Raw genomic sequence first — 13,940 nt, forward strand, 5'->3', positions numbered from 1 at the left:
GTATGATTACGCGCGTCGCATCGCGACAAAATGAATCACTCGAAATACCCGAAAAATATTCCGAATCGACTCGATTCGCCAAGCCGAAGACAGAAAAAATGACCGCATCCCAGGCCGTCGACCAGAATCGTTTTCGCAGCATCATTCGCCGCAACATTGCCTTGCCTCTGGGTGTCGGCCTGGTCACGATGGCCGTCTTCGTTGGACTGATTGCCTACCTGGTCTCGACCATGAACTGGGCCGAGCATTCCGAACGCGTGATCGGCCAGGCCAATGAAATGCTGCGCCTCGCGGTCGACCGCGAGACCTCGATGCGAGGCTTCCTGATAACGGGCGACGAGAGCTTCCTCGCGCCTTATGAAGCCGGCGGCCCGCGCTTCAAGACGCAGATCGAGGCCTTGCAGGAGATGGTCGCCGACAACCCGCCGCAAGTCGAGAAGCTCAAGCAGATCGAGGCGATTCAGCAACGCTGGAGCCGTTTCGCTGAAGAGATGATCGACGCACGCCGTCGGAATCAGAATTTCGAGGACGCCTTGGCGAGCGGTCGCGGCAAGACCGAATTCGACGAAACGCGCCGTGAATTTGCGGAGTTTCTCGACGTCGAGTTGCGCTTGCGTCAGGAGCGCAGTGAAGCGACGCGCCGAGTCACCACCACGCTGGTGAGCGTGTTCCTGCTGTTCAGCCTGAGCGTGAGCGGCCTGCTCGCGTGGATGGGCCGCCGCGAACTGATGGGCCTGTCGACCACGTATGACGGCGCGCTGCGCCAGCAGGCCGAACAGACCGAGATGCTGCAAGGGCAAGTGTGGTTGCGCTCGGGGCAGCGCCTGCTTGCGGAAAAGGTGGTCGGTCAGGCGACCTCGCCGCTGGTGGGCCGCGCGATGCTCGACTTTCTCGCGCAATATCTGGACGCCGCCGTGGCCGCGCTCTACGTGCGCGACAGGCAGCACGGCGCGCTACGGCGCATCGCAACTTATGGTTTCAGCCGCGAAAGCGAGCAGGCCAGCGCGCGCAATTTCGCCGAAGGCGAGACGCTGATCGGCCAGGCGGCTCTCGCGCGCCGCACGCTGATCTTGCGTGACGTGCCGGCGAATTACGTGCAGGTGGTGTCCGCGACCGGCAGCAGCGCGCCGAAGAACCTGCTCGTCATGCCGATCGAAAACGACGGCGAGGTCAATGGCGTCGTCGAACTGGGCTTCATGCGCGAGTTGACCGCGCGTGACCAGGAGTTCATGGAACTGATCGCCAAGGGCATGGGCGACTTCGTCGAAGCCGCGTTGTATCGCGAGCGTCTGCAGGACGCGCTGGCCGAAACGCAGCAGTTGAACGAAGAACTGCAGGTGCAGCAGGAGGAATTGCGCGTCTCCAATGAAGGACTCGAAGAGCGCGGCCGCGCGCTGATGGAATCGCAAACACGGCTCGAGGCGCAGCAGGCCGAGCTCGAACAGACCAACGTGCAGCTGGAGGAATACGCGCAACGTCTCGAGCGGCAGAAGTCCGATCTGCTGCGCGCGCAGGACGACCTCGCGGCCAACGCGGCGCGCCTCGAACAGTCGAGCCGCTACAAGTCCGAGTTCCTTGCCAACATGTCGCACGAACTACGTACGCCGCTGAACAGTTCGCTGATTCTCGCGAAGCTGCTGCAGCAGAACCGCACCGGCAATCTGACGGAAGAGCAGGTGCGCTACGCGGAAACGATTCATGCTTCCAACAGCGACTTGCTGGTGCTGATCAACGACATTCTCGATCTGTCGAAGGTCGAAGCCGGGCAGGTCACGGTCGAACTCGAAACGGTGTCGATCGACGCAACCCTGCAGGCACTGGAGGAACTGTTCAGGCCGATGGCCAGCGCCAAGCATTTGCGTCTCGCGTTCGACCGCTCGCCGGGCACGCCGGATACCTTCATCACCGACGGCCAGCGCGTCACGCAGATTCTGCGCAACCTGCTCTCGAACGCGGTGAAATTCACCGAGCGCGGCGAGGTGGCGCTCTCGGTGGCACCGGCCGAAGGCGACATGCTGCGTATCGACGTGCGCGACTCCGGCATCGGCATCGCAGCCGACAAGCTGGATATGATCTTCGAAGCGTTCCAGCAGGCCGACGGTTCCACCAGCCGTCAATACGGCGGCAGCGGGCTGGGTTTATCGATTTCGCGCGAGTTTTCGCGCTTGCTGGGCGGCCGGATCACCGTCGCCAGCGAAGTCGGCAAGGGCAGTGTGTTCACGCTGTGGTTGCCGCTCGATGCAGAGGCGGCCTTGAACGCAAGCCAGGGCGCGCAGCCGGCGCCGGCCTTCGCCTCGGCTCAGACGTCAGCCGGCGCGCCGGCCGCGGCCGAATCGACGATGGAACCGCTGCTCGTGCGCCCGTCTTCGGGCGGTAATCAGCCCACGGTGATCACGCCGGCCAATGGCCTGACGAGCGGCTTCATCAACGGCAACGCGCCCGAAACCACCAACGGCCCGATTGCCGACGACCGCGACAACCGCACGCGCGCCGGCCGTCTGATCGTCGCGGTGGAAGACGATCTCGCCTTCGCCGAAATCCTGCGCGATCTGACGCACGACCTCGACTTCGACTTCGTCCACGCCAGCAGTGCCGCCACCGGACTCGCCCTCGTGCGCGACATGCGCCCGGCGGCGGTGTTGCTCGACGTCGGCCTGCCGGACCGTTCCGGCCTGACCGTGCTGGAATGGCTGAAGAACGATCCGCTCACGCGTCATATCCCGATCCACATCGTCTCGGCCACCGATCACGCCGACAAGGCGCTGCACCTCGGCGCCATCGGCTATACGCTCAAGCCGACCGCGCGCAGCACGATGGAAGCCGCGATCCGCCGCCTCGAAGCGCGTCTGCAGCAGCGCCTCAAACGCGTGCTGGTGATCGAGGACGACGCGCCGATGCGCGAAAGCATCCGCGCGCTCCTGCAAAGCGAGAACACCGAGATCGTTGCAGTCGCAACCTTGGCCGAGGCGCTGGAATATCTGGGCAAATTCACCTTCGACTGCGTGGTGACCGATCTCGCGCTGCCCGACGGCACCGGCTACGATCTGCTCGAACGGCTTGCCGCGAACACCGCGCATGCCGCGCTGCCGGTGATCGTCTACACGGGCCGCATGCTGTCCGACGAGGAAGAGCACCGCCTGCGCCGCTATTCGAAATCGATCATCATCAAGGGCGCGAAGTCGCCCGAGCGCCTGCTCGACGAGGTGACGCTGTTCCTGCATAGCGTGGAGTCGTCGCTCGCGCCCGAGCAGCAGCGCATGCTGCGCACGGTGCGGCAGCGCGACAATGCCTTCGAGGGCCGCACGATCCTGCTGGCCGAAGACGACGTCCGCAATATTTTCGCGCTCTCGCACGTGCTGGAGCCGCTCGGTGCGAAACTGCAGATTGCGCGCAACGGCCGCGAAGCGCTCGAAGCGCTGGAAAACGGTCCCGAAGTGCATCTGATCCTGATGGACATCATGATGCCGGAGATGGACGGTTTGACCGCGATGGGCGAGATTCGCCGCAATCCGCGTTTTGCCCATCTGCCGATCATCGCGCTGACGGCGAAGGCCATGGCGAATGACCGCACGCGCTGCCTCGAAGCCGGCGCGGACGACTACGTCTCGAAGCCGATCGACGTGGACAAGCTGGTCGCGCTGTGCCGCGTCTGGTTGCGGCAACGGTAGCAGGAACACGGGAACAGAATGAGCCAGTCCGAATTCGACGCGCCGCAACGCATCAGCGACTTCGACATCGAGTTGAAGCTGCTGCTGGAGGCGGTGTATCTCAAGTATCAGCACGACTTCCGGCACTACGCGATGTCGTCGCTGCGGCGCCGGCTGTCGCAGGCGCTCGAGGAATTCGGGTTGAAGACGCTCTCGCAGTTGCAGGACCGCATCATGCGCAACGGCGACGAGTTTTCGCGGCTGTTCCAGTACCTCACGGTCCAGGTCAGCGAGATGTTTCGCGACCCGGCGTATTTCCTCGCGCTGCGCGAACACGTGCTGCCGCGTCTGCGCACCTATCCGTCGATCAAAGTGTGGGTAGCGGGATGCAGCACGGGCGAAGAACTCTGGTCGCTGAAAATCCTCTTCGACGAGGAGGGCCTGACCGAGCGCACGCTGTTCTACGCAACCGACATCAACCCGGACGCGCTCGCGCGCGCCGAGTCCGGCATCTACGCGCTGGACCGGATTCAGGGCTTCACGCAGAACTATCTGGCGGCCGGCGGCAAGCGTTCGCTGTCCGACTACTACCATGCTGCCTATGGCGGCGCGCGTTTTGCGGGCTCGCTGAAAGAGCGCGTGGTGTTCGCCGACCACAGCCTGGCCACCGACGAAGTCTTTCTCGAAGCGCATCTGGTGTCGTGCCGCAACGTGCTGATCTATTTCGATCGCGGCTTGCAGGATCGCGCGCTGGGTCTGTTCGAGAACGCGCTCGTGCGGCGTGGTTTTCTCGGCTTGGGCAGCAAGGAAAGTTTGCGTTTTTCCAGTCATTACGAAGCGTTCGACGAATTCCGTCCGAGCGAACGCATTTATCAGAAGCGCTAGCACGCTCACCATGCCACGCTCACCTGTCCAGCCAGCCGTCGATTCCGAACCGCGCGCCGAAGCGGCGCGCGGCTACGAGCTCGTCGTGATCGGCGGCTCGGCGGGCGGCATCGAAGTGCTGAACGTGCTGCTCGGCGCGCTGCCCGCGGACTTCGCGCCGGCCGTTTTGATCGTCACGCACCTGCCGCCCGATCCGCCGAGCTACCTGGTGGATGCGTTCGCGCATCGCTGTGCATTGCCGGTGCTCGAGCCCGATGCGGGCGAACGCATCATGCCGGGCCGCGTGCATATTGCGCCACCGGGCTACCACATGCTGGTGGAGGTGGACCGCACCGTCGCGCTGTCGACCGACGCCGCCGTGCGCTTTTCGCGTCCCTCGATCGACGTGCTGTTCGAATCGGCCGCCCCCGTGTATGGCGAACGCCTGCTGGCGCTGCTGCTCTCCGGCGCCAACGACGACGGCGCGCAAGGCCTGAAGCGCGTGCGCGCGTTCGGCGGCACGGCCTGGGTGCAGGCGCCGGACACCGCTGCTTCCCCCGAGATGCCGCGCGCCGCGATTGAACGCGGCGTGGCGGATTTTATTTACACTCCCGAAACCATGGCCCGGCGGCTTGCCGCATTGCCGGCCTCTTTCTGACCCGATGCCATGACGAACTCACCTGTTAACATTCTGATCGTCGACGACATCGTCCACAACATCACGGCGCTCGAAGCCTTGCTGGCACGGCCGGATCTCGCCGTGCTGGTGGCCGACTCGGGCACGGCGGCGCTCGACCTGCTGCTCAAGCACGAAGTCGCGCTGGCGATTCTCGACGTCAACATGCCCGGCATGAACGGCTTCGAACTGGCCGCGCTGATGCGTGGCAGCCCGCGCACCTCGCACGTGCCGATCATCTTTCTGACGGCGACCGCGCAGGATGCGTCGCGCACGTTCCGCGGCTACGAAGCCGGCGCGGTCGACTTTCTCTATAAGCCGTTCGATCCGCGGATTCTGCAATCCAAGGTCGATGTGTTCGTGCAGCTCGAACAGCAGAAGCGCCAGCTCGCGGCGCAACTCGTCACCACGCGGCAGATGCTCGAAGCCAACGAGATGCTGATGGCGGTGCTGAGTCATGACTTGCGCACGCCGCTCGGCGCGGTGCTGGCGTCGGCGGAATATCTGATGCGCACGGCGGCCGACGAACAGTCGGTGACGGTGGCCGCGCGGGTGAAGAACAGTTCGCTGCGCATGGCGCGTATGGTCGACCAGTTGCTCAATCTCGCGCGTTTGCAGGGCGGGCGCCTGCCGTTGCAACCGCGCTCGATCGAACTGGCGACGCTGTGCCGTTCGGTGATCGACGAATTCGCGTCGCGCGAGAACGGCAAGCAGATCGTGTTCGCGAGCCGCGGCAATACGTCGGGCGCGTGGGACACGGACCTGGTCTGGCAGGCCGTGTCGAATCTGGTGAGCAACGCGCTGCATCATGGCGCGCCGGGCAGCGATATCGGCGTCGAGGTGGATGGCGAAGCGGTCGAGTCCGTCCGTCTGAAGGTCGCCAATCGCGGCACGATTCCGGCCGAGGTGTTTCCGCATCTGTTCAAGGCGTTTGGCCCGAACAACAGCGGTGCGCGCTCGCGCGAAGGGCTGGGGCTCGGCCTGCATATCGTGCAGGAGATCGCGCGGATGCATGGCGGCAATGTCAGCGTGCATTCCGACGAGGCGATAGGGACGATCTTTACGATCGAGTTGCCGAGAATGGTGACGTTCCAGCGCGGGTCGTTTACGGGCAAGTAAGCGCCGGAGGCCACCGGCAGGGTCCGGTAATCAGCGGGCGAGATGCGTCACGGGGGCCGGCTTCACGGTAGAAAATGTCCACGCCGTCGATCTCGATGCTGCGATAGCGCATGTCCGCGTATGTCGATGCGATGCCAGTGCTCCTTGCTCAGTCAGTGAGATCACGCGTTCTGGACAACTGTAGGCGTTCTTGCAGACCACCGGAAACAGTCCCGCGTTGCGCTGTGCTACGCTTGGCGAACCGAACCCCTTGCACAGCGACCCGACTCTCATCATGCGTTCCTGGCGCATCTCCGCACCGCACCGCAACGAACAGATCAGCACCTCGCGCGCGACCGAGCTCGTCATGTCGATCTCGCACGCGGATGCCGACGCGCTCGCCGCCAGCATCCTCAGAACCGTCGGCGATACGCTGCCTGTCTCGCAGTGCACCATCTTCGCCTATGAATTCGACGCGAGGCCGCGCACCGTGTCAGCCGCCGATCATCGCGGCGGCCGCTTTCTGCGCGACGTCGCCGATCGCTACGCCACGCACTTTTATGCCCTCGACGGCAATCGCGCGATTATCGGCCGTTCGCGTGAAAAACCGGCGCGCGACGCGTTGGTGCTGCACCAGCAGCAAAGCGAAGAGATCGAAAACGAAGCGTATCGCGCGGCCTGTTACGCGCAGCCGAATGTGTCCGACCGGCTATCGCTGCTCGTGCAGCCGATGGAAAGCGTCTGGCTGTCGATCAATCTGTATCGCGACCGCGCCTATGGCGTGTTTCAGCCGGGCGAACTGGAACACGTCGAAAGCCTCGCGCATCTGTTCGCGCACGCGGCGAAGAGTCATTACGGGCTGAATGGACAGCATCAGCAGGGTTCGGCCGCCGCGATGCTGGCGCGAGTCAGACGCGCTTGCCCGGCACTCACGCCGCGCGAACTCGATGTGTTGCGCGGCACGCTCGAAGGCGCCAGCGCCGCGGAAATCGCTGTGCAAATGGGCGTCAAGCCTGCCAGTGTGGTCACCTATCAAAAGCGCGCTTACGCGCGCCTTGGCATCTCTAGCCAGCGCCAGTTGTTCGCGCTGTGCATGGTGCCCGAACGGGCTTGAACCGACGCGTTCAGCAGTCACCCATCACGCACGCTTGGGCCGCACATCGGCCTGCGTCTCGCGATCCCAGCGCTTCAGCCACGGCATGATGAAATCCGCGAAACCGTCGGCGGGCGGCGACAATGCGCGCTCGGTGGAACGATACACGCACACCTCGCGGATCGTTTCGGGATCGACGATGCGCTTCATTACCAGCCCGAAGGTCCGAGCCAGCGGCGCGACATAGGCGGGCGCGAGCGTAACGGCAAGCCCTTGCGAGGCCAGGCCGAACGCCGTGGTGACGTTGTCCACCACGTCCACCGGAATGATGCGCGCCTCCGCAGGCAGATTGGCCAGCATTTGACCGACCGCGCGTTCGTGGTCGCGGCCGGTGGCGACGATCGGCACCTCGCGCAAATGCGGCCACAGCACGCGGCGGCGCGCGTTCAACGGATGGCTCGGCGCGCACCACATCACCCACGGGCTCGCGAACGCCGGGTCGCATCGCACGCGTGTGCCGCTTTGCCGGTCGGGTCCGATCGCGAGGTCCACGTCGCCGCTTTCCACGCGCTCCACCAGTTGCTCGACCACGGTGTCGCAAATGCGCACGACCACCTTAGGCTTGTCGCGCGCATATTCGGCGATGGCCGCGGGCAGCGCGGTCGCCGCCAGCACCAGCGGCGCGCCGATCCGCACGATGCCCGCGGCGCGGTTGCGGATATCGTCGGCGGATTGCGCGGCGGCCCGAACATGGCGCAGCACCGATTCCGCCGACGATAGAAAATCCTGCCCCGCGCTCGACAGATTCACGCGCCGCGTGGTTCGGTCGAAGAGGCGAAAGCCGAGTTCCGTTTCGAGGTCGGCCAGCAACTGGCTGACCGCCGACGAAGTCAGGCCGAGCCGGTCCGCCGCCGCGCCGATGCTATGCAAATCGACGATGGCGAGAAACGCTTCGAACTGACGGATGGTGACGCGCGTGAGTGGCATTCGGCGATTCTAAAGAAAAACTAACGAATCGTGAAAAATCGATTGATTGTGCGCCGTGCGCCATGCGCGGAGACTTCTCCTAATCGACGCACCCAGCCAAACCCGCTTAGACTTCGGTCTCGCTCTGTCGACCTGAGTTGGCGCTTTCGTGCTTACTCCGGTCCTGCAAGTTGATTGCCGTCTGAGCCAGGCGGGCACGCAAGGCGGTTCACGCCGGGCTGTCGTTACGCCACACCAAGCGTCACACCAAGGCCGCAGCGCGGCCGCATTCAAGGAATTGCCATGTTCGACCACATTCCCGCTTATCCAGGCGACCCGATTCTGAGCCTGAACGAAGACTTTCAACTCGACCCGCGCACCAACAAGGTCAATCTGAGCATTGGCATCTATTTCGACGACGCCGGCAAGCTGCCGGTGATGGACGCCGTGCGCCGCGCCGAAACCGCGCTGCTCGATTCGATCGGCCCGCGCTCGTATCTGCCGATGGCCGGCCTGCCGCTCTATCGCGACGCGGCGCAGGCGCTGGTATTCGGCGCGGACAGCGAGGCGCGCAAGGCAGGCCGGATCGCGACGCTGCAAACCATCGGCGGCTCGGGCGCGCTCAAGGTCGGCGCCGATTTCCTGAAGCGCTATTTCCCCAGCTCGCAGATCTGGATCAGCGATCCGAGCTGGGAAAACCATCGCGTCGTGTTCGAAGGCGCGGGGCTGACGGTCAACACCTACCCGTATTACGACGAACACACCGGCGGCTTGCGTTTCGCCGACATGATCGAGACGATCGGCCGCTTGCCTGAACAGAGCGTCGTGCTGCTGCACGCGTGCTGCCACAACCCGACCGGCGTCGATCTGAGCCCGGCGCAATGGGCCGAGCTGGTGCCGGTCTTGCAGCGCCGCAAGCTGATCGCTTTCGTCGATATGGCTTATCAGGGTTTCGGAGCCGGTCTGGAAGAAGACGCCGCCTGCGTGCGTCTGCTGGCCGACGCGGGCATTCCGTTGATCGCCGCGAATTCGTTCTCGAAGAATTTCTCGCTGTACGGCGAGCGCGTCGGCGCGTTGAGCGTGGTTTGCAAGAGCGCGGAAGAGGCCGGCCGCGTGCTCGGTCAATTGATGTCGACGGTGCGCGCGAACTACAGCAATCCGCCGACGCACGGCGCGCGGCTCGTCGCCAACGTGCTCGCGGATGCGTCGTTGCGCGCTTCGTGGGAAGCGGAACTCGCCACCATGCGCGAGCGGAGTCTCGCCATGCGCGGAACGATTCATGCCGGACTCGCGGGCCGTGTGGATGAAGTGATGCGCGCGCGCTACGTCGCGCAGCGCGGCATGTTCACCTATACGGGTTTGAGCGAAAGCCAGGTGGAGCGGCTGCGCAGCGAATACGCGGTGTATGTGCTGCGCTCCGGGCGCATGTGCGTGGCCGGTCTGAATGAACGCAATGCGGAGTATGTGGCGGCGTCGATTGCGGCCGTGGTGTCGGGCGCATAAGCGCGTTTTTTCGATCAACAGAACGATAACAGCAACGATCTTGCATGGGACCAGAGTAAGGCGCTAAAGCGCCAACTCCGGTCGACCGCTTTGCATGGGACCGGAGTAAGGCGCTAAAGCGCCAACTCTGGTCGACCGCTTTGCATGGGACCGGAGTAAGCGCTAAAGCGCCAACTCCGGTCGACCGCTTTGCATGGGACCGGAGTAAGCGCTAAAGCGCCAACTCCGGTCGACAAGGGAGACCCAAATGACCACCCTCGACATACAAGCGCCGAGCGCGCCGAAGGCCCACTCGATGCATCCGGACGAATGGCATGCACGCGTGCAACTCGCGGCGTGCTATCGGATCTTCGACATGCTCGGCTGGACCGAGATGATCTATAACCACATCACGCTGCGCGTCCCCACCAGCGTGAGCGGCGGCGAGCGGCAGTTCCTGATCAACCCGTTCGGGCTGCACTATAGCGAAGTGACCGCGAGCAACCTCGTGAAGATCGATGCACACGGACGCGTGCTCGATCACTCGCCGTATCCGGTGAATCCGGCCGGCTTCGTCGTGCATGCGGCGATTCACGAAGGCTTGCCCGACGCGCACTGCGTGATGCACACGCATACCACGGCGGGCGTCGCCGTCGCCTGTCTGGAAGACGGTCTGCAGCAGACCAATTTCTACAGCGCACAATTGCACGACCGCATTGCGTATCACGACTTCGAGGGCATCACGGTTCACGCCGAAGAAGGTCCGCGCCTCCTGAAGCACATCGGTGACAGGCAGGCGGTGATCTTGCGTAATCATGGCCTGCTTGCGTGGGGCCACACCTTGCCGCAAACTTTCGCGGTCCTGTGGACGCTCAACCGCGCCTGCGAAATCCAGATGGCGACATTCGCGATGGGCCGCGCACGGCCGGTGCCGGAAGACGTGGCAATTCGCTGCTCGCGCGACGCGCTGCAGTTCGATCCGCGTCACGGCGCGGGGCAAGACGTGTTCGATGCGTTGGTGCGGCGAGTGGACCGCATCGACGCCAGTTACAAGGATTGAAACGATGAAAGTAGCTATCTACGGCGCAGGCGCGATCGGCGGCTGGATGGGTGTGAAGCTCGCGCAGGCCGGCCATGACGTAAGCGTCGTGGCGCGCGGCGGGACGCTGAACGCGCTGCGCGAGCACGGCTTGCGTCTGATCGAAGGCGGCGTGACGCATGCCGTGAAGGTGAAGGCGAGCGACAAGCCCGCGGACCTCGGCGTGCAGGATCTCGTCGTGGTCGCCGTCAAGGGACCGGCGATGGCGTCGGTGGCCGCGCAGATCGCGCCGCTGCTTGGCGCGCAAACGATCGTATTGACCGCGATGAACGGCGTGCCCTGGTGGTTCTGCGACGGGCTCGGCGCGCACTTCGCCGGCAAGCGCCTGAAGTCGATCGATCCCGACGGCGCGATTGCCGCCGCGATTCCGTCTGCGCAGACCGTGGGCTGCGTGGTGCACGCCAGTTGTCTGGTCGAAGCGCCGGGCGTGATCCGCCATCATCAGGGCAATGGGCTGATTATCGGCGAAGCGTCGAGGCAGTCGAGCGAGCGTGTCGCGGCGCTCATGGCCACGCTCGCGGCGGCGGGCTTCAATGCGTCGGTGTCGGCGCAGATCCAGCGCGACGTCTGGTACAAGCTGTGGGGCAATATGACGATGAATCCGATCAGCGCCATCACTGGCGCGACCACCGACCGGATTCTCAGCGACGAGCTGGCGCGCAACTTCGTGACGAGCATCATGCTGGAGGCAAAGGAAATCGGCGCGCGCTTCGGCATTCCGATCGACCAGGAGCCGGCGGATCGCCACGAGGTCACACTGAAACTCGGCGCGATGAAAACCTCGATGCTGCAGGACGTGCAAGCGGGTAAAGCGGTCGAACTCGACGCGCTGGTGGCCGCGGTGCGCGAACTGGGACAACTGACAGGCGTCGCTACGCCGTACACGGATGCGCTGCTCGGTCTCGCGCGCCTGCATGCGAGCACGCTGGGTCTGTATCCGAAGCAGTAACACTAGCGTCAAGCAAAAGCCGCCGCGCCATGTGAGGCGCGGCGGCTTTTTTACGCCTTATGCCGTCACCGCGGTCGAAGCCGGCAGCCGTGCCGCTTCGATCAACGACAACGCGCGCCGCGGGTTGTCGAGTTCGGTCAGGCACAGCATCGCGAGGCGGGCCAGATACAACGACGCCTGAGCTTCGCCTTCGTTCGTGAGGGTCTTGCAGAGCGTCGTGTAGACAAGATCGAGATCGCTATCGGTCATGAGGTGGGTCTCCTTTTGTTAAGTCGTCAGCGCCGTGCTGATGGCGCGCTGCGTGGCCGCGGCGCTGCCGTCCCGCCAGCGGGCGAGTACGTGGCCGTCGGGGCGGATCAGATAGACGGTGCCGGGCGTGGCGTCGAGCATGTCGTGCAGACGGCCGGTGTGGTCGATCACGTTTGAGCTCGTAGCGTTTTGCGTGTCGTTCCTGACCAGCATGACGGCTTTGAACGGAATCCCTTGTTCGGCCAGCGTGGTTTGCAATGGCTGCCACGCTGTGTCTTGAGCGGAGTCGTCGTTCGCGTTCGCGTTTGGACCGAAGCACAGCGCGGTGAAGCAAGGCCCGAGCAGATCCGTCAGATGAATATCGAGGACCACGCCGTCGTCCATACGTTTGAGTCTGCATTCCGGCAACACCGTGCCGGGCGCCGGACCTTGCTTGAATGCATCGGCCACGTCGCCCGCGGCTTCGTTGAGCGGCGACTTCACATAGGCAATCGCATGCGTCTGCCGAGGATTGATCAGCGGACGCACGGCCGCGTGATGCTCGGCGAGGCCGAGCACCGCCTGGCGCATCAGATCGAAGGCGAACGAGGGCGGCGCCATGAACTCCGTGCTTTTCATGCCGTAACTCAGGTTCTCGCGTGCCGCGAACACGCGCTCGTCGCTGTAGCTGTCGAGCAGTCGCGGCGATGCCACGCCGTTCACCACGCAGGCCAGTTTCCAGCCGAGGTTGTCCGCGTCGTCGATACCGGAATTGGCGCCGCGCACGCCGAAAATCGGCACGAGATGCGCGGCGTCGCCCGCGAACAGCACCCGGCCGTGCCGGTAGCGTTCGAGCGTCAGCGCGTTGGCCTTGTAGACGGTGATCCAGATCGGCGACCATGCGCCGGTTTCGCCCATCGAGTCGAGCACGCTCTGCACGCGCGGCATGACGTTCTCGGGCTGCACGGCGGCTTCCGGGTCTTCGTCGTCGCGAAGCTGATAGTCGATGCGCCAGACGTTGTCGGGCTGCTTGTGCACCAGCACCGTCGAGCCGGGGTTGGAGGGCGGATCGAAATACGCAAGACGCTCGGTGGCGCGCGCGCTGTCCAGTTCGATGTCCACGATCACGTAGCGGCCTTCATATGTGGTGCCGGTGAGCTTGAGGCCGAGCGCCTCGCGGATCGTGCTGCGGCCGCCGTCGCAGGCGACCACCCAGTCGGCGTGCATCTGCCATGCGGTGTCGCCGGTGCGCAGCGCGAGCGTCGCGCCGCTCGTGCATTCCAGGTTCCCGCGGCCGCCTTCCGCCGCGTGCTGTTCGATGCCGGTCACGCGCGTCTGCCAGCGGATCTCGATCAGATCGGCATGCCGTTCCACCTCGTCGAGCAGCAACTGTTCGATCTGGTATTGCGCGATGTTGGTCATGGGCGGCAGCGATTGCTCGTCGTCCTGATGCATGGCGAAGCGGAACACTTCGGTGTCGCGGTAGAAGCTGCGGCCGCCCGTCCACGGCAAGCCTTTTTGCAGGAAGCCTTGCACGACGCCGAGTCGCTTGAATATCTCCAGACTGCGCCGCGAGATGCAGATCGCGCGGCTGCCGGTGCACACGCCGTCGTCGGCTTCGATCAGCACCGAGCGCACGCCCTGGCGAGCCAGCGCGAGCGCCAGCGTCATGCCGACCGGCCCGCCGCCGACGATCGCCACGGGCCGCCTGAGCGGGTCGCGCCCGTCGACGAGCGATGGCACCACGCCCTCATAGTGACGAGGCGAAAACGGATAGGGTTTGAAGGGGCGGCTCATGCGTGTCTCCTGGATCTTCGATGCCGGCAATTGCCCGCCGG

11 protein-coding genes are annotated in these 13,940 nt (G+C 64.5%); 8 read left to right on the plus strand and 3 right to left on the minus strand.

All coding sequences use genetic code 11. The features are described from left to right. Window positions 1-98: 98 nt before the first annotated feature. The 5 genes from ACQKRQ_RS05705 (at window position 99) to ACQKRQ_RS05725 (ending at window position 7,399) form a co-directional block, all read left to right on the plus strand. Window positions 99-3,668, plus strand: a complete 3,570-nt coding sequence (locus tag ACQKRQ_RS05705; RefSeq protein WP_427475614.1) for a response regulator — start codon at window positions 99-101, stop codon at window positions 3,666-3,668. An 18-nt stretch (window positions 3,669-3,686) separates the two neighbouring features. After that, window positions 3,687-4,532 (plus strand): CheR family methyltransferase, encoded by an 846-nt coding sequence (locus ACQKRQ_RS05710; RefSeq protein ID WP_427475616.1) that lies wholly within the window; start codon window positions 3,687-3,689, stop codon window positions 4,530-4,532. Between the two features lie 10 nt (window positions 4,533-4,542). Beyond that, window positions 4,543-5,169, plus strand: a complete 627-nt coding sequence (locus tag ACQKRQ_RS05715; protein WP_427475618.1) for a chemotaxis protein CheB — start codon at window positions 4,543-4,545, stop codon at window positions 5,167-5,169. 9 nt (window positions 5,170-5,178) lie between these two features. Further along, window positions 5,179-6,306, plus strand: a complete 1,128-nt coding sequence (locus ACQKRQ_RS05720; RefSeq protein WP_132377348.1) for a hybrid sensor histidine kinase/response regulator — start codon at window positions 5,179-5,181, stop codon at window positions 6,304-6,306. A 274-nt stretch (window positions 6,307-6,580) separates the two neighbouring features. Continuing rightward, window positions 6,581-7,399 (plus strand): helix-turn-helix transcriptional regulator, encoded by an 819-nt coding sequence (locus ACQKRQ_RS05725; RefSeq protein ID WP_427475620.1) that lies wholly within the window; start codon window positions 6,581-6,583, stop codon window positions 7,397-7,399. A 24-nt stretch (window positions 7,400-7,423) separates the two neighbouring features. On the opposite strand, the gene ACQKRQ_RS05730 is transcribed toward ACQKRQ_RS05725, so the two are convergent. Then, window positions 7,424-8,365, minus strand: coding sequence for a LysR family transcriptional regulator (locus ACQKRQ_RS05730; RefSeq protein WP_132377346.1), 942 nt, complete (start codon window positions 8,363-8,365; stop codon window positions 7,424-7,426). 282 nt (window positions 8,366-8,647) lie between these two features. Between ACQKRQ_RS05730 and ACQKRQ_RS05735 the strand changes: the two genes are divergently transcribed. The 3 genes from ACQKRQ_RS05735 to ACQKRQ_RS05745 all read left to right on the plus strand — a co-directional run bounded on the left by ACQKRQ_RS05735 (window position 8,648) and on the right by ACQKRQ_RS05745 (window position 11,874). Next, window positions 8,648-9,847 carry an aromatic amino acid transaminase gene (locus ACQKRQ_RS05735; RefSeq protein WP_427475623.1) on the plus strand — a complete coding sequence of 400 codons (1,200 nt, stop codon included), beginning with the start codon at window positions 8,648-8,650 and terminating at the stop codon, window positions 9,845-9,847. A gap of 247 nt (window positions 9,848-10,094) precedes the next feature. Then, window positions 10,095-10,886 carry a class II aldolase/adducin family protein gene (locus ACQKRQ_RS05740; RefSeq protein WP_427475625.1) on the plus strand — a complete coding sequence of 264 codons (792 nt, stop codon included), beginning with the start codon at window positions 10,095-10,097 and terminating at the stop codon, window positions 10,884-10,886. Window positions 10,887-10,890: 4 nt separating this feature from the next. After that, on the plus strand, window positions 10,891-11,874 hold the full coding sequence (locus tag ACQKRQ_RS05745) for a 2-dehydropantoate 2-reductase (protein ID WP_427475627.1): 984 nt from the start codon (window positions 10,891-10,893) through the stop codon (window positions 11,872-11,874). Between the two features lie 57 nt (window positions 11,875-11,931). On the opposite strand, the gene ACQKRQ_RS05750 is transcribed toward ACQKRQ_RS05745, so the two are convergent. Both ACQKRQ_RS05750 and ACQKRQ_RS05755 read right to left on the minus strand, forming a co-directional pair. Further along, window positions 11,932-12,123, minus strand: a complete 192-nt coding sequence (locus tag ACQKRQ_RS05750) for a hypothetical protein (RefSeq protein WP_427475629.1) — start codon at window positions 12,121-12,123, stop codon at window positions 11,932-11,934. 18 nt (window positions 12,124-12,141) lie between these two features. Continuing rightward, complete coding sequence (locus ACQKRQ_RS05755; RefSeq protein ID WP_427475630.1) at window positions 12,142-13,899, minus strand: FAD-dependent oxidoreductase; 1,758 nt, start codon at window positions 13,897-13,899, stop codon at window positions 12,142-12,144. Between the last annotated feature and the right edge of the window lie 41 nt (window positions 13,900-13,940).

The sequence above is a fragment of the Paraburkholderia sp. NPDC080076 genome, from assembly GCF_050281145.1.
Classification (GTDB): domain Bacteria; phylum Pseudomonadota; class Gammaproteobacteria; order Burkholderiales; family Burkholderiaceae; genus Paraburkholderia.